General features: G+C 63.8%; 20 protein-coding genes. 16 read left to right on the top strand and 4 right to left on the bottom strand.

From position 1 onward, the window contains the following. Positions 1–14: 14 nt before the first annotated feature. The 4 genes from JQ624_RS18030 (at position 15) to JQ624_RS18015 (ending at position 3,527) form a co-directional block, all read left to right on the top strand. Positions 15–464 (top strand): VOC family protein, encoded by a 450-nt coding sequence (locus JQ624_RS18030; RefSeq protein ID WP_212420251.1) that lies wholly within the window; start codon positions 15–17, stop codon positions 462–464. 14 nt (positions 465–478) lie between these two features. Next, entirely contained in the window at positions 479–1,102 is a 624-nt protein-coding gene (locus JQ624_RS18025) for a GNAT family N-acetyltransferase (RefSeq protein WP_249129894.1), read from the top strand. A 58-nt stretch (positions 1,103–1,160) separates the two neighbouring features. Beyond that, positions 1,161–1,940, top strand: a complete 780-nt coding sequence (locus JQ624_RS18020) for a ribonuclease HII (RefSeq protein ID WP_212420250.1) — start codon at positions 1,161–1,163, stop codon at positions 1,938–1,940. 81 nt (positions 1,941–2,021) lie between these two features. Then, positions 2,022–3,527 (top strand): glycosyltransferase family 39 protein, encoded by a 1,506-nt coding sequence (locus tag JQ624_RS18015; RefSeq protein WP_212420249.1) that lies wholly within the window; start codon positions 2,022–2,024, stop codon positions 3,525–3,527. 89 nt (positions 3,528–3,616) lie between these two features. Here the strand turns inward: JQ624_RS18015 and JQ624_RS18010 are convergent, their stop codons facing one another. Then, positions 3,617–4,450 carry a uracil-DNA glycosylase family protein gene (locus tag JQ624_RS18010; RefSeq protein WP_212420410.1) on the bottom strand — a complete coding sequence of 278 codons (834 nt, stop codon included), beginning with the start codon at positions 4,448–4,450 and terminating at the stop codon, positions 3,617–3,619. A gap of 133 nt (positions 4,451–4,583) precedes the next feature. Here JQ624_RS18010 and JQ624_RS18005 point away from each other — a divergent pair, with 133 nt between their 5' ends. From JQ624_RS18005 to JQ624_RS17995, 3 genes are all read left to right on the top strand, one after another. Continuing rightward, positions 4,584–6,242, top strand: coding sequence for an electron transfer flavoprotein-ubiquinone oxidoreductase (locus tag JQ624_RS18005; protein WP_212420248.1), 1,659 nt, complete (start codon positions 4,584–4,586; stop codon positions 6,240–6,242). 264 nt (positions 6,243–6,506) lie between these two features. After that, positions 6,507–8,288, top strand: a complete 1,782-nt coding sequence (locus tag JQ624_RS18000; RefSeq protein WP_212420247.1) for a tetratricopeptide repeat protein — start codon at positions 6,507–6,509, stop codon at positions 8,286–8,288. A gap of 27 nt (positions 8,289–8,315) precedes the next feature. Next, the gene (locus JQ624_RS17995; RefSeq protein WP_212420246.1) at positions 8,316–9,200 is read left to right on the top strand and encodes a 4-(cytidine 5'-diphospho)-2-C-methyl-D-erythritol kinase; all 885 of its coding nucleotides are present in this window, start codon (positions 8,316–8,318) and stop codon (positions 9,198–9,200) included. Positions 9,201–9,292: 92 nt separating this feature from the next. Here JQ624_RS17995 and JQ624_RS17990 read toward each other — a convergent pair whose 3' ends face one another. Together JQ624_RS17990 and JQ624_RS17985 are read right to left on the bottom strand one after the other, a co-directional pair. Further along, positions 9,293–9,922, bottom strand: coding sequence for a LysE family translocator (locus JQ624_RS17990; protein ID WP_212420245.1), 630 nt, complete (start codon positions 9,920–9,922; stop codon positions 9,293–9,295). Continuing rightward, positions 9,919–10,929 carry a polyprenyl synthetase family protein gene (locus tag JQ624_RS17985; RefSeq protein WP_212420244.1) on the bottom strand — a complete coding sequence of 337 codons (1,011 nt, stop codon included), beginning with the start codon at positions 10,927–10,929 and terminating at the stop codon, positions 9,919–9,921. The genes JQ624_RS17990 and JQ624_RS17985 overlap by 4 nt, the downstream gene beginning before the upstream one ends. 133 nt (positions 10,930–11,062) lie before the next feature. On the opposite strand from JQ624_RS17985, the gene JQ624_RS17980 reads away from it, so the two are divergent. From JQ624_RS17980 to JQ624_RS17950, 7 genes are all read left to right on the top strand, one after another. Beyond that, positions 11,063–11,290: a DUF2007 domain-containing protein gene (locus JQ624_RS17980; RefSeq protein WP_212420243.1), complete on the top strand. Its 228-nt coding sequence runs from the start codon at positions 11,063–11,065 to the stop codon at positions 11,288–11,290. Then, complete coding sequence (locus JQ624_RS17975) at positions 11,283–12,050, top strand: tRNA1(Val) (adenine(37)-N6)-methyltransferase (RefSeq protein ID WP_212420242.1); 768 nt, start codon at positions 11,283–11,285, stop codon at positions 12,048–12,050. Before JQ624_RS17980 ends, JQ624_RS17975 begins: the two co-directional genes overlap by 8 nt. A gap of 257 nt (positions 12,051–12,307) precedes the next feature. Next, positions 12,308–13,219 (top strand): S49 family peptidase, encoded by a 912-nt coding sequence (locus JQ624_RS17970; protein WP_212420241.1) that lies wholly within the window; start codon positions 12,308–12,310, stop codon positions 13,217–13,219. A gap of 121 nt (positions 13,220–13,340) precedes the next feature. Continuing rightward, complete coding sequence (locus tag JQ624_RS17965) at positions 13,341–13,532, top strand: hypothetical protein (protein WP_212420240.1); 192 nt, start codon at positions 13,341–13,343, stop codon at positions 13,530–13,532. Positions 13,533–13,651: 119 nt separating this feature from the next. After that, a complete protein-coding gene (locus JQ624_RS17960) occupies positions 13,652–14,599 on the top strand; it encodes a glycine--tRNA ligase subunit alpha (RefSeq protein ID WP_212420239.1) in 948 nt (315 codons plus the stop codon). Next, a complete protein-coding gene (glyS, locus tag JQ624_RS17955; protein WP_212420238.1) occupies positions 14,599–16,716 on the top strand; it encodes a glycine--tRNA ligase subunit beta in 2,118 nt (705 codons plus the stop codon). The genes JQ624_RS17960 and glyS overlap by 1 nt, the downstream gene beginning before the upstream one ends. 3 nt (positions 16,717–16,719) lie before the next feature. Further along, on the top strand, positions 16,720–17,322 hold the full coding sequence (locus tag JQ624_RS17950; RefSeq protein WP_212420237.1) for a bifunctional 2-polyprenyl-6-hydroxyphenol methylase/3-demethylubiquinol 3-O-methyltransferase UbiG: 603 nt from the start codon (positions 16,720–16,722) through the stop codon (positions 17,320–17,322). 106 nt (positions 17,323–17,428) lie between these two features. Here JQ624_RS17950 and JQ624_RS17945 read toward each other — a convergent pair whose 3' ends face one another. Further along, positions 17,429–17,791 carry a DUF1236 domain-containing protein gene (locus tag JQ624_RS17945; RefSeq protein WP_212420236.1) on the bottom strand — a complete coding sequence of 121 codons (363 nt, stop codon included), beginning with the start codon at positions 17,789–17,791 and terminating at the stop codon, positions 17,429–17,431. Between the two features lie 234 nt (positions 17,792–18,025). Between JQ624_RS17945 and JQ624_RS17940 the strand changes: the two genes are divergently transcribed. Together JQ624_RS17940 and ppdK are read left to right on the top strand one after the other, a co-directional pair. After that, entirely contained in the window at positions 18,026–18,181 is a 156-nt protein-coding gene (locus JQ624_RS17940) for a DUF3096 domain-containing protein (protein WP_083519361.1), read from the top strand. A gap of 91 nt (positions 18,182–18,272) precedes the next feature. Next, positions 18,273–21,146 carry a pyruvate, phosphate dikinase gene (gene ppdK / locus JQ624_RS17935; RefSeq protein ID WP_212420235.1) on the top strand — a complete coding sequence of 958 codons (2,874 nt, stop codon included), beginning with the start codon at positions 18,273–18,275 and terminating at the stop codon, positions 21,144–21,146. Positions 21,147–21,368: the final 222 nt, after the last annotated feature.

Below are 21,368 nucleotides of genomic sequence, written 5' to 3'. Positions count from 1 at the left end.
GCGGAGGTAGTAGCATGAGTACGAAAGCACCAACCCCGCGGTTCACGGTCATCACGCTCGGTGTAACCGACATGCGCGCCAGCATCGCGTTTTACGAAGCGCTCGGCTTTGCCCGAAAGTTTCGCGCGACCGGCGAGGCGGTCGCCTTCTTCGACACCGGCGGCACGGTGATCGGGCTTTTCCCGTGGGATCAACTCGCCCGCGACGTCACGCTGCCGGACCAGCCGCGGCCGAAAACCTTTCGCGGAACGACACTCGCCTGGAATTGCGGCTCCGTCGAGGAGGTCGACGCCGTGCTGGATTTCGCAATCACCTGCGGCGCGTCGCTATTGAAGCCCGCGCACAAGACCGATTACGGCGGTTACTCCGGCTATTTCGGCGATCCCGACAACCATCCCTGGGAAGTGGTGGTCGCGCCCGGCATCGAGGTCGGCGACGACGGGCGGGTCTGCCTGCCGGATTAGAAGTTCGCGATGTCATGGCCGTGCCGCTTCTCTCTGCCCGTGAGTTGCGGTATTGCGGCTTGATGGACCAGAAGCCCGCGCCGGTATCGGAACAGCCGCCACTCGTCATCTTGAGGACACCGCGCCTGATTCTGCGTGCTGCGGTCGAAGAGGATATCTCGATTCTGCAGAATCTGATCTTCGGCGACAGCGATGTGATGCGCTTTGCATTTTCCGGAGCGTCGATGGCAAGGGAAGCCGCCGAAGATTTCATCCGGAGATCCTTCACCTTCGGCGAGAACCTCACGGGGATGGCGGTTCTGACCGAAAAGCCCGCAGGCGAAATCATCGGCTTTGCGGGCTTGTCTCCATGCCACGCGCTGGAGGCCGACGATTTCGAGATCGGGTTTGTCCTTGCGCGCCGGGCCTGGGGCAGGGGGATCGCAACCGAGATCGGCGAGGCACAGCTCGCTTTTGGGTTCGAGCAACTCAAATGCGGCCGATTGCTCGGGCTGGTCGATCCGCGAAATGCACCGTCCATTCACGCGCTCGAGAAGCTCGGAATGCGTTATGTGGAGACGATCGAGGAGCCTAAGCGCGGAAGCCGAAGAATTTTTGTGATTGAGGCCGCGGAGTGGCGACGGCGGCGCGCTGAATAACGGGAATTGTGCCGAGTTCCCGGTTGCGCCCGGGCGCGCGCTTTTGCACGATCCCGGCATGATTCGGGACAAGTCCGCCAAGAAAATCGACAAGAAGACCGGCAAGGAACAGGCCGAGCTGCCCACGGGCGTCATCGCGGTCGCCCCGCCGAGCTTTCGCCGCGAGCGGGCGCTGATCAAGCGCGGCGTCTGGCCGGTGGCGGGCTGCGACGAGGCCGGGCGCGGTCCGCTGGCGGGTCCGGTGGTGGCGGCGGCCGTCGTGCTCGATCCCAAGCGAATCCCCAAGGGGATCGATGATTCCAAGCGGCTGACGGCCGAGCGCCGCGAGGAATTGTTCGAGGAGATCTGCGCGACATCGTCCTTTGCGGTCGCCTTTGCCTCGCCGGCGCGGATCGATCGCGACAATATCTTGCGCGCCTCGCTCTGGGCGCTGGCGCGCGCGGTCCGTGCGCTGCCCGAGATGCCGAAATATGTGTTTGTCGACGGCCGCGACAAGATCGACGCGCCCTGCGATTGCGATGCGGTGATCGGCGGCGACGGCATTGTCATGTCGATCGCAGCCGCCTCGATCATCGCCAAGGTGACGCGCGACCGCCTGATGAGCGCATTGGCGCTGGATTGCCCGGGCTACGGCTTCGAAAACCACAAGGGCTACGCCGTGCCGGAACATCGCGAGGCGCTCGACCGGTTAGGGCCGAGCATCCACCACCGCCGATTTTTTGCGCCGGTCATTGCGGCGCGGCAGAAACATTATCCCGAGACGGTCGAAGAAGCGGTCGAGCCCGATCTCTTTACCGTGGATGGGGAGATTGCTCCCGAGATTTCGGCCACGATCTGAGCACGGTTGCCTCGGCGGCTGGTGCGCTCTATCAAACGTCCCTGGGGAGAGGGCTGCCCGGCCCGGGAATTCGGACCTTTCATGCGCTTCACCTCGCTCGTTGTCGAACTGATCCGCGCGCGGCCGCGGCTGGTGGTCTGGCTCGTGGTGCTGGCCCAGGCCGGACTTTGGCTGATCCTGCCGGTGCTGCTCTATCCGAGTCCCCCCGGCGACCTTGCGACCGTGCTGGCCTTCGGCCGGGAATACCAGGTCGGAACCTGGCTCGGTCCGCCGCTGGCGTTCTGGCTCGCCGACATCGCCTTCCGCGCTATCGGCAACCACATGTTCGGCGTCTATCTGCTGGCGCAAGCCTGCGCCGTCGTCACCTTCTGGATCTATTATCAACTGGCCCGCGCAATCATCGGCGGACAGCAGGCGGTGCTCGCGGTGCTGCTCTCGATGACGGTGGTGGCGTTCAGCTCGCCCGGCGTCGAGTTCGGCCCGCTGGTGCTGGCGCGCCCGCTGTGGGCGTTGCTGTTACTGCATTCCTGGCAATTGATCGGCCAGAACCGGCGCAACGCGTGGTTCGCATGGTCGATCGAGGCCGGGCTGTTGCTGCTGACAACGTCGGCCGCGCCCGGGTTGTTGCTGCTGCTCGCCGGATTTGCAGTTGCCACCGCGCGGGGCCGGCGCGTGCTGATGTCGCTCGATCCGCTCTATGCGCTGCTCGTGATCGTCGTCCTGGTCTTGCCCTATCTGATCTGGCTGCTCCGCGCCGATGCACTCGCCATGCCGCCATGGCCCGCGATCTCCGATCTCGGCACGCGCGCCCTGCAATGGGGCGGGCTGCTCACAGGCCTGGTGCTCGCGATGGCCGCCATCGTGCTGCTGGCAACCCTCAACTCCGGCTGGTTCGCCCGCCACGCCGAGGAAGCGCCGATCATCTACCGGCCGCCGGTCGATCCGCTGGCGCGCGACTTCGTCTATTTTTCCGCCATCGCCCCGGCGCTGCTCGGAAGTTTCCTGGCCGGGTTGTTCAATTTCGACCGCGTCGTGGGCGGCGCAGGCGTTGCCTTGCTGATGTCCGGGCTTGCCGTGATCGTGGCGAGCGGCGATCTGATCCATCTGCGGCGTCAGCGCGTGCTGCGCACGGTTTGGGCCGCGGCGCTCGCCGCTCCCGCCCTCGTCGCGATCGCGACCGCGATTCTTCTGCCGTGGACCGGGGCCGAAGTGCCGACCTCGCTGCCGGCGAAAGCGATTGCGCATTTCTTCGGCGACAATTTCGAACGGCGAACCAATCAGCGGCTGCGCGCCGTGGCCGGCGATCCGCAACTGGCGAGTTTCATCGCGATGAACACCGGGCGCCCGCATCTGCTGCTCGACGCCACGCCGGAACGAACGCCGTGGCTGTCGGTCGCGAAATTCAACGAGACCGGCGGCGTCGTGGTCTGGCGCGCCTCCGACACCTCAGGCACGCCACCGCCTGAGATCGCGCAGCGGTTTCCGGGCCTCGTGCCGGAGGTGCCGCGCGCCTTCGAATGGATGGTGAACGGCCGCCAGCCGCTGTTGCGCGTCGGCTGGGCCATCGTGCGGCCCAAGGCGCCGTAAGCAATTCCTCATGGTGAGGAGGCGCGGAGCGCCGTCTCGAACCATTAGGCCCGCGGCCCATCCTTCGAGACGCCCGCTTCGCGGGCTCCTCAGGATGAGGACTGTGTCTGCTCCAGCGCCTTCGCAATGGCGCGCAGATCCTGCCATGACATCCGCTTGTAGGATGGCGATCGCAACAGATACGCCGGATGGAATGTCGCCATGGCGCGGATGCTGCGGGTGCCGGTGTCGTAGTCGAACCACTTTCCGCGCGTTCTCATGATGCCCTCGCGGGTCGACAGCAGGGTTTGCGTCGAGGGATTGCCGAGCGTCACCAGCACGTCCGGGTTCACAAGCTCGATCTGCCGCTGGATGAACGGCAGACAGATTTGCGTCTCCTGCGGCGTCGGCGTCCGGTTGCCGGGCGGCCGCCAGGGGATCACGTTGGCGATGTAGGCCTTGCTGCGGTCGAGCCCGATCGCCGCGATCATCCGGTCGAGCAATTTGCCGGAGCGCCCGACGAAGGGCAGGCCCTCGATGTCCTCGTCGCGCCCGGGCGCCTCGCCGACGAACATGATGCGGGCTTGCGGATTGCCGTCGGCAAACACCAGCCGCGTTGCGGTGTTTCGGAGCGCGCAGCCCTCGAAATTTTCCAGCAGCGCCCGCAGCGCTTCCAGCGTCGGCGCCGTTCGCGCCGCTTCGCGCGCGATGGCGATGGCCGCTTCCGGCGAGGGCGCTATTTCGCTGCGCGGAACTGCCGGCGTCGCAGCGGGCATTTCCCGCAACGGGCGGGGTGGCGCCGCCTCGCGGACCGGGACGGGGGCTACAGGGGCGTCGGGCTCGCTCAGCCGATCGACCGGCTCCTCCGCCAACGCGCAATCGACCCCGGCCTCCAGATAAAAGGCCAGCAATTGCCGAATATTAGGTGCGGGTTCGGGGATCAAATCCATTATGCCAATCTAATATGGATCGAGCCGGCGTGAAACGCCTCGCATTGCATTTCCATGGTTGTCCTCCCCGCAAAAATCGGAAACAACGAGCCTTTAGAGCCGTTCTCAATCGGGCTGAGATCAGATCATGAGTGCAGAAGAACTTCCTCCCCGCGAATCCATGGAATTCGACGTCGTGATCGTCGGCGCCGGGCCGTCAGGCCTCGCCGCGGCGATCCGGCTGAAGCAGCTCAATGCCGATCTCAGCATCGTCGTGGTGGAGAAGGGTTCCGAGGTCGGCGCGCATATCCTGTCAGGCGCCGTGATCGATCCGGTTTCCCTCGACAAGTTGATCCCGGACTGGCGTGAAGACGCGGACTGCCCGCTGAAGACCCAAGTCAAGGACGACCGTTTCTACTGGACCACGGCATCAAGCGCGATCCGGCTGCCGAACTTCGCCATGCCGCCGCTGATGAACAACCATCACTGCTATATCGGCTCGCTCGGCGATGTCTGTCGCTGGCTGGGCCCGAAGGCGGAGGCGCTCGGCGTCGAAATCTATCCGGGCTTCGCCGCGGCCGAAGTGCTGTACGACGAGAACGGCGCGGTGCGGGGTATCGCGACCGGCGACATGGGCATCGCCAGGGACGGCAGCCTCAAGGATTCCTTCACGCGCGGCATGGAACTGCTGGGCAAGTACACGCTGTTCGCCGAAGGCGCGCGTGGCAGCCTGAGCAAGCAGCTGATTGCAAAATTCTCGCTTGACGCCAAGAGCGAGCCGCCGAAATTCGGCATCGGGTTGAAGGAAGTCTGGGAGATCGACCCCGCAAAACACCAGAAGGGCCTGGTCCAGCATACGCTAGGCTGGCCGCTGAACAATACGACCGGCGGCGGTTCCTTCCTCTATCACTACGACGACAACAAGGTGGCGGTCGGCTTCGTCGTCCATCTGAACTACGAAGATCCCTATCTGTCGCCGTTCGACGAATTCCAGCGCTTCAAGACCCATCCCTCGATTCGCACCGTCTTTGAAGGCGGCAAGCGGCTTTCCTATGGCGCGCGCGCGATCACCGAGGGAGGTTATCAATCGGTGCCGCGTCTAAGTTTCCCGGGCGGCGCACTGATCGGCTGCGCGGCCGGCTTCGTCAACGTGCCGCGCATCAAGGGCGTGCACAACGCAATGGGCAGCGGCATGCTCGCCGCCGAACATATAGCCACAGCGCTCGGCGCCGGTCGCGCCAATGATGAACTAGTTGAGTACGAGAACGCCTGGCGCGATTCCGCGGTAGGCAAGGATTTGTACCGGGTTCGCAATGCCAAACCCATGTTGTCGAAATTCGGTACCCTGCTCGGCATGGCGCTCTCCGGCTTCGACATGTGGTGCAACACGCTGGGCTTCTCGCTGTTCGGAACGCTCTCGCATGCCAAGCCCGACCGCAAGACGCTGGATGCGGCGAAGGCGCATACCCCGATCGCCTATCCCAAGCCGGACGGCAAGCTGAGTTTCGACAAGCTGTCGTCGGTGTTCCTCTCCAATACCAACCATGAAGAGGACCAGCCGGTTCATCTCAAGGTCGCCGACATGAACCTGCAGAAGACGTCCGAGCACGATGTCTATGCCGGTCCGTCGAACCGCTATTGCCCGGCCGGGGTGTATGAATGGGTCGAGGAGGCCGCAGGCCCGCGCTTCCAGATCAACGCCCAGAACTGCGTCCACTGCAAAACCTGCGACGTGAAGGACCCGAACGGTAATATCACCTGGGTTCCGCCCGAGGGCGGCGGTGGGCCCAACTATCAGGGTATGTAGCGAGGCCTATAGACCACGATTGCGTGAGCAGGAGGAGGGTGATACCGCCTCCGGCCACGATACCGCCATAGTAAAAGCGTTTCCGGGTTGGGCTGGCTAAATCGGAGCCCTAAGGGCCTAATCTGCCAATCGATTCGCCAACCCGTATCCTTGCGGTTGAGGGCCAAAAGCGGCATTGTCGCTGCCCGAGATGCCGCCGCTTGGGTTTGCATTCGAGACCGATCGTAACGATCCCGCCATACATCCTGGAGCTAGGCGAACGTGATGCTTTCCACTCGTATGAATCGTTGGACCTTCGCCGCAATTACTCTCGCCGCACTGGCCACACCGGCTGCGGTTTTGGCCCAGACGCCCGAACACACGGGCGATAACGCCGCGCAATTCCCGAGCAAGGCCGACCTGAAATCGCTGACGACGTCCGGCAGCTATCTGGCCGCGCGCCACGCCAGCGTCGAGCGCGACGCCGCTTCCGCCGCGGCATTCTATCGCTCCGCGCTGCGCACCGATCCCAAGAACAACGAGCTCTTGGACCGCGCCTTCATCTCATCGTTGGCCGATGGCGACATCGATGAAGCGGTCAAGCTCGCCGACCGCATCCTGACGATGGACAAGTCGAACCGCGTCGCGCGGCTGGTGGTCGGCGTGCGTGACCTCAAGCAGAAGAAATATGCCGCCGCGCAGCTCAACATCAACCAGTCGATCCGCGGACCGATTACCGACCTGGTGGCGACGCTGCTGTCGGGATGGGCGAGCTACGGCGCGGGCGATGCCAAGGCGGCGGTTGCCGGTATCGACAAGCTGACCGGCCCTGAATGGTATCCGATCTTCAAGGATCTCCACACCGGCATGATCCTCGAGATCTCGGGCAAGGACAAGGATGCGGGCGCGCGGTTCGAGCGGGCCTACAAGCTCGACGATTCGATGCTGCGCGTATCCGACGCCTATGCGCGCTGGTTGTCGCGCAACAAGGATGGCGCGGCGGCGGCCGGCATTTACGAAGCGTTCGACAAGAAGCTGCCGCGGCATCCGCTGGTGCAGGAAGGGCTGCGCGACACCAGGGCCGGCAAGAAGCTGCCGCCGCTGGTCGATTCGGCGCAGGCCGGTGCGGCCGAGGCGCTGTACGGCATCGGCGCCACGCTGACCCGCCGTGGCGGCGAGGATCTGGCGCTGGTCTATTTGCAGCTCGCGCTCTACCTGCAGCCCAACCATCCGCTGGCGCTGTTGTCGCTCGCCGATCTCTACGAGTCCGTGAAGAAGCCTCAGATGGCGATCAAGGTCTACGAGCGCATGCCGGCGAGTTCGCCGCTCAAGCGCAACGCCCAGATCCAGCTTGCCACCAATCTCGACGCCGCCGACCGCAGCGAAGAGGCGATCAAGATCCTTAAAGGTGTCACCGCCGAAGCGCCGAAAGATATCGAAGCCATCATGGCGCTCGGCAACATCGAGCGTGGCCGAAAGAAGTTCAACGATTGCGCCGCCACCTATACGCAGGCGATCGACGCAATGCCCGGGGCGACGGACAAGAACACCTGGGTCACCTACTATTATCGCGGCATTTGCGAGGAACGTTCCAAGCAGTGGAACAAGGCCGAGGTCGACATGCGTAAGGCGCTCGAACTGCAACCCGAGCAGCCGCATGTGCTGAACTATCTCGGCTATTCCTGGATCGACCAGGGCATCAATCTCGACGAAGGCATGAAGATGATCAAGCGTGCCGTCGATCAGCGGCCCGACGACGGCTACATCGTGGATTCGCTCGGCTGGGCCTACTACCGCATCGGCAATTTCGAGGATGCCGTGAAGCACCTCGAGCGCGCGATCGATCTCAAGCCCGAGGATCCGACCATCAACGACCATCTCGGCGATGCCTATTGGCGCGTCGGGCGGACGCTGGAAGCCAAATTCCAGTGGGCCCATGCCCGCGACCTCAAGCCCGAGGCGGAGGAATTGCCGAAGATCGAAGCCAAGATTGCCAATGGTCTGCCCGAAGACACCTCTTCTGCGGCTTCCGCCGACAAGAAGAAGGAAGACGGCAAGGGCGGTTGAGGCGAGGACTTTGGGGGCTGTTCGGCAATGCCGGTATTGAGTGATGAGGGGCGCGCCAAGGTCAACCTGACCTTGCGGGTGAATGGCCGCCGTGCGGATGGCTATCACGATCTCGAAAGCGTGGTGGCGTTCGCCGATTGCGCCGACCGGCTGACGCTGTCGCCGGGTTCGGATCTGGATTTGAAGATGGCGGGACCGCTGGCGCAGGCCTGCGGCGAGACGTCAGACAATCTGGTGCTGAAGGCTGCGCGTCTGTTGGCCGAGCGTGTGCCGGGCATGAAGGCCGGCAGTTTCTCGCTCGACAAGGTCTTGCCGGTGGCGGCCGGAATTGGCGGAGGTTCGGCCGATGCCGCAGCCGCGCTGCGGCTGCTTTCGCAGTTGAACGGGCTCGCGTTCGACGATCCCCGCATCATCGAGGTCGCGCAACTGACCGGCGCCGATGTGCCGGTCTGCGTCAAGTCGCGCGGCTGCGTCATGACCGGCGTCGGCGAAACGCTGCAGCCGCTCAGTCTGCCGAAAATGCCCTGCGTGATGGTCAATCCCGGCGTTCCCGTCGCCACCCGCGACGTTTTCAACGCACTCGGCCTGCGCAATGGCGAATTGCTGGTCGGCGCAACCGACGTGCTGCTGCAGGACCGCTGGCCCGACGAGAAGGCGTCGCTCGAAGATTGGGTCGAAGCGCTCGCCGCGAGTTCCAACGATCTGGAGGCGCCCGCCATGCGCGTCCAGCCCGTGATCGGTGAAGTCATCTCGGCGCTCAATGCGACCAACGGCGCCTGGCTGGCGCGGATGTCCGGATCCGGCGCCACCTGCTTTGCTATCTACGAGAACACCGCCGAAGCCGGGCGCGCGGCGGAAAAGCTCCGGCGCGATCACCCCGGATGGTGGGTGCATGCGGGAACGCTGAGCTGAGAATCTCTTTGTAGGGCAAAGCGACAGTGTGGCCACCATTCCTGGCGGAGTGTTGATGGTGTGCACGGCGCAAGAGCGCCTTTGCCCACGGCCTAACTCGCCGGCCGCCGCGCCAGCGCCAGCGAAATACCGAGGCCGGCGATGAACAGCCCCGAGCCCTGCCTGAGGCGTTGCAGCAGGTGCGGCCGGCGCACGAGGCTCGAGTGCGCTGTCGATGCCATCAGCACCACAATGAAATCGACCAACGTGTTGAGCGCGACCGAGACCAGTCCCAGTGTCATGAACTGGAGGGCAGGGTAACTGCCCGCGGGATCAAGGAACTGCGGAATGAAGGCCAGAAAGAAGGCCGCCGTCTTGGGATTGAGCGCTTCGACGAGCACGCCATCCCGAAAAGCCCGCTTCGAATCGACCGGAGCGATCTGTTCCGGCAGCAAATGACGGGCCTCGCGAAACGTTCTGATGCCAAGCCAGATCAAATAGATCGCGCCGGCGAATTTGAGCGCGGCGAAGAGTTCGGCACTGGCAAGGATGATCGCCGAGACGCCAAGCCCGCCCGCAATCACATGCACCAGCCCGCCGAGCGCCGTTCCGAACGTCGACGCGATGCCAGCTCGCTTGCCGCCCGACAGCGTCCTCGCGGCGACGTAAAGGATTCCGGGGCCGGGGACGGCGGCGATGACAAGCGCGGCCAGGAGAAACAATGTGAAATTGGTGCCGCTCAATGCGACCGCGCCAGGCAGAACGCCACGACCTGCTCGAGCGCGGTCTTCATGGGCGAGGCCGGGAACAGCGCCAGCGCGTCGACCGCCATCGCGCCGTAATGCTGGGCACGGCTGATCGTGTCTTCCAGCGCGCGGTGCTTGGTCATCAGGCCGATGGCATGATCGAGATCGCTGTCGCCGATCTCGCCGCGTTCCAGCGCCTTGATCCAGAACTTGCGCTCGGTGTCATTGCCGCGGCGGAATGCCAGCACCACCGGCAGCGTGATCTTCCCCTCGCGGAAATCGTCGCCGATGTTCTTGCCGAGTTTCGCGGCCTTGCCGCCATAGTCCAGCACGTCGTCGACGAGCTGGAATGCGATGCCGAGATTCATGCCGACCGAGCGGCACGCGGTCTGCTCGGCCTTCGGCCGGTTGGCGATCACCGGTCCAACCTCGCAGGCGGCGGCGAACAGTTCGGCGGTCTTGCCACGGATCACGGCGAGGTATTCGTCCTCGGTGGTCGCGGTGTTTTTGGCCGCCGCAAGCTGCATCACTTCGCCTTCGGCGATGGTGGCCGCGGCGGACGAGAGAATGTCCAGCGCCCGCAGCGAGCCGACCTCGACCATCATGCGAAAAGCCTGGCCGAGCAGGAAGTCGCCTACCAGCACGCTCGCTTCATTGCCCCACAGCATCCGCGCCGACAGTTTGCCGCGGCGCAGTTCGCTCTCGTCGACCACGTCGTCATGCAGCAGGGTCGCGGTGTGCATGAACTCAACGGAGGCGGCGAGCTTGATATGGCCGTCGCCGGAATAGCCGGTGAGGCTTGCCATCGCCAGCGTCAGCATCGGGCGGAGACGCTTGCCACCGGACGAGATCAGGTGGTTGGCGACCTCGGGAATCATGGTGACTTCCGACCCCGTCCGCGACAGGATCGTGGCGTTGACCCGCTCCATGTCGGCGGCAACGAGCCCGACCAGCGCATCTATCGAAGCGTTCGACGGGCTCTCGAAGGGTACAATAACCGCCACACGGGTCTCCAATTTTGGCCAATTCGCACTATCCTTATTCTACAATAGAAAGTGCCGGCTAAGGCGGCAAGGGCACGAAGCGGTTGACAGGCCCGATGCCATCGCCGCACCCGGGCGAAAAGGAGAGCGTCACGTGCGGGAATTGGTCAGGACCAATGATATTGTGCTGGTTTCCGCGGTCGGCGCGCTGCTCGACGGCGCCAATATCCATCATCTCGTGCTGGACCAGAACATGAGCGTCATCGAGGGATCGCTCGGCATCCTGCCGCGCCGTATCTTGGTTCATGAGGACGACAATCGCGCGGCCCGCCAGTTGCTGGCGGAGGCGGGCCTGGCTCACGAATTGCGCCCCGATGATTGATCCCGTCCTCGAACTCACCGAGGATACGTTTCTCGGCGGGCAATTGCGTCTGAAGCAACTGAAATCGGGACATCGCGCCGGTCACGATGCGGTGCTGCTGGCGGCGGCAACCGCGGCCCGTCCGGGCGATCGTGTCGCCGATCTCGGCGCCGGCGTCGGGGTCGCGGGCCTGGCGGTTGCCAGGCGCGTGACCGGCATCGATCTGGTCCTGGTCGAGATCGATGCCGCGCTGGCGGGGCTTGCGCGCGCCAATGCGGATGCCAATGCGATTCAAGCTGACGTGATCGTGCTCGATGTGGAAGCCGATGCCGCAGCCTTTGCCGCTGCCGGATTGGCTCCTGATAGCGTCGATGCGGTGCTGATGAACCCGCCCTTCAACGATCCCGCGCGGCATCGCGTCTCGCCGGACACGGCGCGCGGGATCGCGCACATGGCGACCGCAACGACGCTCTCGAAATGGGTTCACGCGGCGCGGCGCATTCTCAAATCGAGGGGCGCGCTGACGCTGATCTGGCGCGCCGATGGAATTGCCGAGGTGCTCTCGGCGCTCGATCACGGTTTCGGGAGCTTGCAGGTCCTGCCGGTTCACGGCGACGCGCGGGGGCCTGCCAATCGCATCCTGGTTCGCGCCACCAAGGGTGGGCGGGCGCCGACGCAAATCCATCCCGCCCTGCTGCTCAATGACGAGCAGGGCGTGCCAAACAAAAGGGTGCAGGAGGTTCTTGCCGGGAATGGGAACTTGCCGCTCGCGAACCCTTAAGAGTGGCTCGCACGCCCAATTCCTCGAACAGGACGCTATTGCGGAAGCGTCTCTGACTGCTGTTTTGGCGCCGATGTAAAGTGGATCGCGGCCAGAAGGCTGCCGATGAGCAGGATCAGCAGGTAGATTTTCATGTCAGTCTCCGCTGCGCCATTGCAGCTTTGGCATCTGCAATGCAAAAGGCTTCCAGCCAAAACGCGTTTCGGCCTTTGCAATGACAGTGGTGCGATAAAAAATGGTTAATTCGAGGTAACGGCATGAGTGAACAAATAAGTGATCGCGCGAAATTGCCGAACCTCGTTGACAGGGTGAAGCAACTCATTCCGGCAAAATTCCGGCGCGACGCCGCTGTCGTTCCGGTGGTGCGCCTGTCGGGTGTCATCGGTGCGGTGACGCCGTTGCGGCCGGGCCTGACGCTGGCGGGCATCGCCAAGACGCTCGAACGCGCGTTCGCCACCAGACACGCCAAGGCGGTGGCGCTGGTGATCAATTCGCCCGGCGGCTCGCCGGTGCAATCGCGTCAGATCTATCTGCGGATCAGGCAGCTTGCCGCGGAAAAGAAACTGCCGGTGCTGGTGTTCGTCGAGGATGTCGCGGCATCCGGCGGCTACATGATCGCCTGCGCGGGCGACGAGATTTTTTGCGATCCGTCCTCGATCCTCGGCTCGATCGGCGTGGTCGGCGGCAGTTTCGGTTTTCAGGACTTGATCAAGCGAATTGGCGTCGAGCGGCGGCTTTACACGGCAGGCGAGCACAAGGCGATGCTCGATCCGTTCCTGCCCGAAGATCCCGATGACGTGGCGCGCCTGAAGGCGCTTCAGCGCGAGATCCACGCCATCTTCATTGCGCTGGTCAAAGGCAGCCGCGGTGCGCGGCTCAAGGGAACCGAGGACGTCCTGTTCACCGGCGAGTACTGGGCGGGCGAGAAGTCGGTGTCGTTGGGCCTTGCGGACAAGATCGGCGATATCAGGTCGACGCTGCGCGAGCGCTTTGGCGAGAAGGTGCTGACGCCCGTTATCGCGCCCGCAAGCGGGATGCTGGCGGGGCTGTTGGGCCGGAGGTCGCCGGGGGCGGGTTCGCTGGCCGCATTCGACGGTATCGGAGGACTGCCGGACGACCTGATTTCGGCGCTGGAGACAAGGGCGATTTGGGCCAAATTCGGGTTCTAGCAGTCAACTCAAGGTCAGCGGGCCGCGCCATTTAGACCCAAAAGCGGAATTGCGGCGCAAGCCGGCTTGGGCGACAATGCGAGCTATTGGGGGCTGACACGTGAACGACAAGGATCGACCGATGCCGCCGCTAGTCGCATTCGCGGGTGCCCTGGGTGGGCTCGCCGTGGTCCGATGGGCCTACAAGACCGCCGTCCGCATCAACAGGGAGCTGGAAGAGGCGCGCCTGGCACGCGTCGCCGAGGCCGCCCAGACGGCTGATATTCCGACGCTGCGCCGCGACCCCGTCACCGGCGCTTATCGGCCGGGTTAGGACAAGCCGCTTAACAACCAATTGGGCGGTGCCGTACCACCGGCACCGCCTTGATTCCCTGCCGCCGCGTCGATACGGTCCCGCGCTCTTAAACCCCCTTCGCGAGACCGATTCTGCCGATGGATGCACTTCCTGCCCATATGCGCCCGGAACGTTCGTTCCAGGGCTTCATCCTCGCGCTGCAACGGTTTTGGGCGGAGCAGGGCTGCGTGATCCTGCAGCCCTACGACATGGAAATGGGCGCCGGCACGTTCCATCCCGCGACGACGCTGCGGGCGCTCGGGCCCAAGCGCTGGAACGCGGCCTATGTGCAGCCCTCGCGGCGGCCCAAGGACGGCCGCTACGGCGAAAATCCCAACCGGCTGCAGCACTATTATCAGTTTCAGGTGATCATGAAGCCGTCGCCGCCGAACCTTCAGGACCTGTATCTGAAGTCGCTGGCCGCGATCGGCATCGATTCGAGCCTGCACGACATCCGCTTTGTCGAGGACGATTGGGAAAGCCCGACGCTCGGCGCGTGGGGGCTGGGCTGGGAGTGCTGGTGCGACGGCATGGAAGTCAGCCAGTTCACTTACTTCCAGCAGGTCGCGGGCGTCGAATGCGCGCCCGTTGCCGGCGAACTCACCTATGGGCTCGAGCGTCTCGCGATGTATGTGCAGGGCGTCGACCGCGTCTACGATCTCAATTTTAATGGCCGTGACGGCGCCGACAAGGTCACCTATGGCGACGTCTTCCTGCAGGCCGAGCAGGAATACTCCCGGCACAATTTCGAGCACGCGGACACGGCGATGCTGTTCGAGCAGTTCAAAATGGCGGAAGACGCCTGCCGGAAATATCTCGCTGCCGGGTGGCAAGAAAACTTGAAGTCGGGCGGCAATCAGAAGGAACATCTGATGGCGCTGCCGGCCTATGACCAGTGCATCAAGGCGAGCCACGTCTTCAACCTGCTCGATGCGCGCGGCGTGATCTCGGTGACCGAGCGGCAGAGCTACATCATGCGCGTGCGCGAACTGGCAAAAGCCTGCGGCGAGGCCTGGGTTCACACCGAAGCGGGCAGGGCGGTCTGATGCCTGATCTTCTGCTGGAGCTGTTTTCCGAGGAAATCCCCGCGCGCATGCAGGCCAAGGCGGCGGACGATCTGCGCCGCATGGTCACCGACAAGCTCGTTGCCGAGGGCCTCGTCTATGAGGGCGCAAAAGCATTCGCGACGCCGCGGCGGCTGGCGCTCACTGTGCACGGCATCCCGGCGCGGCAATCCGACCTGAAGGAAGAACGCCGCGGCCCGCGCGTCGGCGGGCCTGACGCCGCGATCCAGGGATTTTTGAAGGCTACGGGCCTTGCCCGGATCGAAGACGCCAAGATTCAAACCGACCCGAAGAAGGGCGATTTCTACATCGCGCTGATCGAAAAGCCGGGACGCGCCACGATCGACGTGCTCGCCGAGATTCTGCCTGTCATCATCAGGACCTTCCCGTGGCCGAAATCGATGCGCTGGGGCGAACGTTCGGCCAAATCGGGTTCGCTCTCCTGGGTGCGGCCGCTGCATTCGATCATCGCGACTTTTGGGCTCGAAACCGAAGAGCCCGACGTCGTGAAGTTCGCGGTCGATGGCATCGAGGCCGGGCAGACCACGTTCGGCCATCGTTTCATGGCGCCATCAGCCATCGCCGTGCGCCGTTTTGAGGACTATGAGGCCAAGCTTCTGGATGCGAAGGTCGTGCTCGATCCGGAGCGACGCAAGGACACCATTGTTACCGACGCCAAGCAACTGGCGTTTGCGCAGGGATTCGAACTGGTCGAGGACCAGGTGTTGCTGGACGAGGTCGCCGGCCTCGTGGAGTGGCCGGTCGCGCTGATGGGATCGTTCGACGAGGAGTATCTCACGATCCCGGACGAGGTGATCCGCGCCACCATCCGCAACAACCAGAAATGCTTTGTGGTCAAGGATCCCAAGACGGGCAAACTGACCAACAAGTTCATCCTTACCGCCAACATCGAGGCCACCGACGATGGCAAGACCATCATCGGCGGCAACGAGCGCGTGATCCGTGCGCGGTTGAGCGACGCAAAATTCTTCTATGAGACCGACCTGAAGACGAAACTGGAAGCGCGCCTGCCGAAATTCGAGCAGATCGTGTTTCACGAGAAGCTCGGCACGCAGGCGGAGCGGATCAAGCGGATCGAGCGGCTGGCCGCCGAGATCGCGCCGCTGGTCGGCGCTGAGGTCGAAAAGGCCAAGCGCGCCGCACATCTGGCGAAAGCTGATTTGCTCGCCGAAGTCGTCGGCGAATTCCCTGAATTGCAGGGTTTGATGGGAAAATACTACGCGCTGGCGCAAGGCGAAGACGCCTCCGTCGCTGCGGCGAGCGAGGAGCATTACAAGCCGCAAGGTCCCGCCGATCGCGTGCCGACTGATCCGGTGAGTGTCGTGGTCGCGCTGGCCGACAAGATCGACACGCTGGTTGGCTTCTGGGCGATCGATGAAAAGCCGACGGGCAGCAAGGATCCATATGCGTTGCGGCGGGCGGCGCTGGGTGTCATCAGGCTGATCGTCGAGAATACGCTTCGGTTGCCGATCCTAAATGTGGCTACCTCAGCACTGGGTGGCTTGCTGGACAAGCGCCCGAGGGAAGCGATCGTCGACAGCCAAGAGCTTCCGTCGGATCTCCTCGCCTTCTTCGCCGACCGCCTGAAGGTCCAACTCCGCGACCAGGGCGCGCGGCACGATCTCGTCGATGCCGTGTTCTCGCTCGGCGGCCAGGACGATCTGCTATTGGTGGTCCGCCGCGTCGAGGCGCTCGGCAAGTTCCTCGACACCGACGACGGCAAGAACCTGCTTGCGGGGACCAAGCGGGCGAGTAACATCCTCTCGATCGAGGAGAAGAAGGACAAGCGCACGTTCGACGGCGCGCCGGATGCCGGGCTGTATGAGTTGCCTGAGGAAAAAGCGCTCGCGAAGGCGATCGATCAGGTCAAGAGCGAAGCCGGAAGCGCCGTCGCCAAGGAAGATTTCGCTACTGCGATGGGGGCGATGGCAAAGCTCCGGCCGGCAGTCGATGCGTTCTTCGACAAGGTCAAGGTCAATGACGATGAACCCAAGGTGCGCGAGAACCGACTAAAACTCCTGAATGAGATCCGCGCGGCGACCCGCGCGGTTGCGGATTTTTCGAAGATCGAAGGCTAGATCATGGATCGTCAGACGCTCGCCGCTTACGACCTGGATGCGGCGGCGTTCGCGAAGGACTGGCTCGGTCAGCCGGCGCCCGTCGACCTGCAGGAAGTCGTCGAGCGGTTTTTCGTGCGCGGCGGCACTTCGGCCGATATCGGCTGCGGCTGCGGCCGCGAGGTCGCCTGGCTTCACGCGAACGGTTTTTCGGCCGTGGGCTTCGATGCCTCGGAGGGCCTGCTCAACGAAGCGCGCCGGCGATATCCCTCCTTCAAGTTCGCGCATGCCGAATTGCCCGAGCTGCGCGGCGTCGGGACGTTCGATAACGTCCTGTGCGAAACCGTGATCATGCATCTCGACCGCAAGCAGATTGCGGCATCGGTTCGCCGTCTGCTCGATATCGTCAAGCCCAGCGGCATTCTCTATCTGAGCTGGCGCGTCACCGAGGGTGCCGATCAGCGCGATGCACAGGGACGGCTTTACGCGGCGTTCGATCCGGCGGTGGTGCTGGCGGAACTGAAGACGACGACGGTGTTGCTCGATGAAGAGACGGTCAGCGCCTCATCGGGAAAGAAGATTCACCGCCTCGTGGTGAAGAAGCCGGGACTGGAGATCAGAGACTAAAGAAAACCCCGCCCGGAGGGGACGCCGGGCGGGGCTTCTTGTCCGGTCGTATCTCGCGCACATCCGCTTGCGCGGCGCCCGGACCAAATCGTTCAGGCTACTGAGGTCAATCGACCACCTGAACGATGCGACGCGAACGCGGTTCGACCAGCACCGTCTGGCCGTTCACCACGGTGTAGCGATAGGGCGTCACCCCGAACGATTGCGGCACGTCGTAATAGGTGACGCCGGTTTCCGGCAGCACCCCGCCGACGATCACGCGCTCGGAAATCGTGTAGTTCGGCACGCGTTCACGCACGATATATTCGCGGAAGGCCGGCCGCTGGTCGGCAACGATGCCTTCGTGTTCCCCGATGACGACCGTGCTGCCGCCGACCACGCCGGTGGTGATCGTGGTCTGCGCCTGTGCCGCGATCGGGGCAGCTATCGCGGCGGCGATCGCCGCAATGGCAAGTGTTCTGTTCCGCATGGTCAACTCCTTCGCGAGAAGAGGCGCCGGCTTGCGCCAGCACACACAATGCGGGGCCAATTCATCGCGCGCCGCATTGTTCCGGCAAAAGCGCGGCCTCATACGCGGCATTTCTGGGGAATTGTTGCGGAGCCTGGAACCCGTTGAAGTCGTGAGCGTCTTGCTATTCCGAAACCGCGCCAGCGGTTAAGTTGCCACCCTCGATTCGATTCCCCCCATCAGCCGGAGATTTCAATGACCATCACCGCTGCGCACGTTCCCGCGATCGTTGCCCTTCTCGCGGGGATTTTTATCCTGATCATGCCGCGGCTCCTCAATTACATTGTAGCCATCTATTTGATCTTCGTAGGCCTGGTCGGTCTCGGCGTTCTCAAGATGTTTCGGTTCTAGCGCTGGAAAGCAGGCTTTCGCGGCTTGCGCGGAACCCCTCAAAATGGTGTAAGGCGCGCAATCTTCTCACCTTTTTAGATAGTTGGAATCCATGGCCAAAGCCGTCGCGAAGTCCAAGAAGGCTGCAGCGAAATCTGTAGCGAAATCAAAGCCATCGGCCCGGCCCAAGGCCGTTGTCGCTGCCCCCTCCGCCCGCAAGGCGCTGAACAAGGCCCCGGCCAAGCCGGTCGCCAAGACCGCGGCCAAGAAGGCCGCGGTCCGCAAGCCGGCCGCTGAGGCGGTAAAATCCGGCAAGTGGGTCTATACTTTCGGGGACGGCAAGGCGGAGGGCAAAGCGGGCCTGCGCGACCTGCTGGGCGGCAAGGGCGCCAACCTCGCCGAAATGGCCAATCTCGGCCTGCCGGTGCCTCCGGGCTTCACCATTCCGACCTCGGTCTGCACCTATTTCTATGCGCACGACAAATCCTATCCGCCCGCGCTGAAGGCGCAGGTCGAGAAGGCGCTCGACCACGTCGGCAAGCTGACCGGCAAGGCGTTCGGCGATTCGAAGAATCCGCTTCTGGTGTCGGTCCGCTCCGGCGGCCGCGCCTCGATGCCGGGCATGATGGACACCGTGCTCAATCTCGGCCTCAACGACAAGACGGTCGAAGCGCTCGCCGAGCTCTCCGGCGATCGCCGCTTCGCCTATGACAGCTATCGCCGCTTCATCACGATGTATTCGGACGTGGTGCTCGGCTTCGAGCATCATCACTTCGAGGACATCCTCGACACCTTCAAGGACGGCCAGGGCTATACGCTCGATACCGATCTTTCCGGCGACGACTGGGTCGAACTGGTCGGCAAGTACAAGGAAGCGGTGGCGCGCGAGACCGGCAGGGATTTCCCGCAGGATCCGCACGAGCAATTGTGGGGCGCGATCGGCGCGGTGTTCTCATCCTGGATGAATGCGCGCGCGGTGACCTATCGCCGCCTGCATGATATCCCGGAATCCTGGGGCACGGCCGTCAACGTGCAGGCCATGGTGTTCGGCAATATGGGTGAGACGTCCGCGACCGGTGTCGCGTTCACGCGCAATCCCTCCACCGGCGAGAGCAAGCTCTACGGCGAATTCCTGATCAATGCGCAGGGTGAGGACGTGGTGGCGGGCATCCGCACGCCACAGGACATCACCGAGGAGGCGCGCAAGGAATCCGGCTCCGACAAGGCATCGATGGAAAGCGCGATGCCGGAGGCGTTCAAGGAACTGACGCGGTTCTACACGCTGCTCGAAAAGCACTACCGCGACATGCAGGACATGGAGTTCACGGTCGAGCAGGGCAAGTTGTGGATGCTGCAGACCCGCGGCGGCAAGCGCACGGCGAAAGCCGCGCTGCGCATCGCCGTCGAACTCGCCAATGAAGGCCTGATCTCGAAAAAGGACGCGGTGACGCGGATCGATCCGGCTTCGCTGGATCAATTGCTGCATCCGACCATCGATCCCGCAGCCAAGCGCGACGTGATCGCGACCGGCCTGCCGGCCTCGCCCGGCGCCGCATCCGGCGAGATCGTGTTCTCGTCCGACGAAGCCGCCAAGCTGCAGGCCGACGGCCGCAACGTCATTCTGGTGCGGATCGAGACCAGCCCGGAAGACATTCACGGCATGCACGCCGCCGAAGGCATTCTCACCACCCGCGGCGGCATGACCTCGCATGCCGCCGTGGTCGCGCGCGGCATGGGCAAGCCCTGCGTCTCCGGCTGCGGCGCCATTCGCGTCGATTACGGCCGGGGCACCATGAGCATCGGCTCGCGCACCTTCAAGACCGGCGACGTCATCACCATCGACGGTTCGCTCGGCCAGGTGCTGGCCGGCCGGATGCCGATGATCGAACCGAAACTGTCGGGTGAATTCGGCACCCTGATGGGCTGGGCCGATCAGGTTCGCAAGCTCGGCGTTCGCGTCAACGCCGACACGCCGGAAGATGCGCGCACCGCCATCAAGTTCGGCGGCGAGGGCATCGGGCTGTGCCGTACCGAGCACATGTTCTTCGAGGAAACCCGCATCCGCACCGTGCGCGAGATGATCCTTTCCGAGGACGAACAGTCGCGCCGCGCGGCATTGTCGAAGCTGCTGCCGATGCAGCGCGCTGATTTCGTCGAGCTGTTCGAGATCATGAAGGGTCTGCCGGTCACGATCCGTCTGCTCGATCCGCCGCTGCACGAGTTCCTGCCGCACACCCAGGCCGAAATCGAGGAAGTCGCGCGCGCGATGAATACCGATCCGCGCAAGCTCGCCGATCGTGCCCGTGATCTCGCCGAGTTCAACCCGATGCTCGGCTTCCGCGGCTGCCGCCTCGCGATTGCCTATCCGGAAATCGCCGAGATGCAGGCGCGCGCGATCTTCGAAGCGGCGGTTGAAGCCGAAAAGCGCACCAGCAAGGCTGTTGGCCTCGAAGTGATGGTGCCGCTGATCGCGACCAAGGCCGAGTTCGACCTGGTCAAGGCGCGGATCGACGCCACCGCGCAGTCGGTGATGAAGGAGACCGGCAAGAAGCTCGCGTACCAGGTTGGTACGATGATCGAGCTTCCGCGCGCGTGCCTGATGGCCGGCGACATCGCGCAGACCGCGGAGTTCTTCTCGTTCGGCACCAACGACCTGACCCAGACCACCTACGGCATCAGCCGCGACGACGCCGCAAGCTTCCTCGGCACCTATGTCAGCAAGGGGATCCTGGAAATCGACCCGTTCATCTCGGTCGATCGCGATGGCGTCGGTGAACTGGTGAAGATCGGCGTCGCCCGCGGCCGCAAGGTCCGGCCCAATCTCAAGGTCGGCATTTGCGGCGAGCATGGCGGCGATCCTGCTTCGGTGGCGTTCTGCCACGAGATCGGGCTCGACTACGTGTCGTGCTCGCCCTACCGCGTTCCGATCGCCCGCCTCGCCGCCGCGCAGGCCGCGCTCGGCAAGACGGTTGCGAGCCAGGCGTAAGTCGCACTGACCATTAACGAACACGACGTTATGCCCGGGCTTGTCCCGGGCATTTTCATTCTTGCATGCGTGGAAGGACGCGGATGACCGGGTCGATTTAGGCGATGACGGATGAAGCCGTCATTGCGAGGAGCGCAGGCGACGAAGCAATCCATCCATCCGTTATGCCGTGCGATGGATTGCTTCGCTTGCGCTCGCAATGACGCGGAGAGGCCTGGTCTT

It is taken from the genome of Bradyrhizobium sp. AUGA SZCCT0283 (genome assembly GCF_018130385.1).
In the GTDB taxonomy this organism is placed as follows: Bacteria; Pseudomonadota; Alphaproteobacteria; order Rhizobiales; family Xanthobacteraceae; genus Bradyrhizobium.
The sequence above is the reverse complement of the archived record's forward strand: the minus strand, read 5'-3'. Positions and strand labels throughout refer to the sequence as shown.

Excerpts from the sequence above, each read along its gene's own strand:
- JQ624_RS17945 (WP_212420236.1), bottom strand. The coding sequence starts at position 17,791 with ATGCGGAACAGAACACTTGCCATTGCGGCGATCGCCGCCGCGATAGCT.
- JQ624_RS17995 (WP_212420246.1), top strand. The coding sequence starts at position 8,316 with ATGCCGGTATTGAGTGATGAGGGGCGCGCCAAGGTCAACCTGACCTTG.
- JQ624_RS18030 (WP_212420251.1), top strand. The coding sequence starts at position 15 with ATGAGTACGAAAGCACCAACCCCGCGGTTCACGGTCATCACGCTCGGT.
- JQ624_RS18020 (WP_212420250.1), top strand. The coding sequence starts at position 1,161 with ATGATTCGGGACAAGTCCGCCAAGAAAATCGACAAGAAGACCGGCAAG.
- JQ624_RS17960 (WP_212420239.1), top strand. The coding sequence starts at position 13,652 with ATGGATGCACTTCCTGCCCATATGCGCCCGGAACGTTCGTTCCAGGGC.
- ppdK (WP_212420235.1), top strand. The coding sequence starts at position 18,273 with ATGGCCAAAGCCGTCGCGAAGTCCAAGAAGGCTGCAGCGAAATCTGTA.
- JQ624_RS18015 (WP_212420249.1), top strand. The coding sequence starts at position 2,022 with ATGCGCTTCACCTCGCTCGTTGTCGAACTGATCCGCGCGCGGCCGCGG.
- JQ624_RS18005 (WP_212420248.1), top strand. The coding sequence starts at position 4,584 with ATGAGTGCAGAAGAACTTCCTCCCCGCGAATCCATGGAATTCGACGTC.
- JQ624_RS17975 (WP_212420242.1), top strand. The coding sequence starts at position 11,283 with ATGATTGATCCCGTCCTCGAACTCACCGAGGATACGTTTCTCGGCGGG.
- JQ624_RS17970 (WP_212420241.1), top strand. The coding sequence starts at position 12,308 with ATGAGTGAACAAATAAGTGATCGCGCGAAATTGCCGAACCTCGTTGAC.
- JQ624_RS17965 (WP_212420240.1), top strand. The coding sequence starts at position 13,341 with ATGCCGCCGCTAGTCGCATTCGCGGGTGCCCTGGGTGGGCTCGCCGTG.
- JQ624_RS17950 (WP_212420237.1), top strand. The coding sequence starts at position 16,720 with ATGGATCGTCAGACGCTCGCCGCTTACGACCTGGATGCGGCGGCGTTC.
- JQ624_RS18000 (WP_212420247.1), top strand. The coding sequence starts at position 6,507 with ATGCTTTCCACTCGTATGAATCGTTGGACCTTCGCCGCAATTACTCTC.
- glyS (WP_212420238.1), top strand. The coding sequence starts at position 14,599 with ATGCCTGATCTTCTGCTGGAGCTGTTTTCCGAGGAAATCCCCGCGCGC.
- JQ624_RS17940 (WP_083519361.1), top strand. The coding sequence starts at position 18,026 with ATGACCATCACCGCTGCGCACGTTCCCGCGATCGTTGCCCTTCTCGCG.
- JQ624_RS18025 (WP_249129894.1), top strand. The coding sequence starts at position 479 with ATGGCCGTGCCGCTTCTCTCTGCCCGTGAGTTGCGGTATTGCGGCTTG.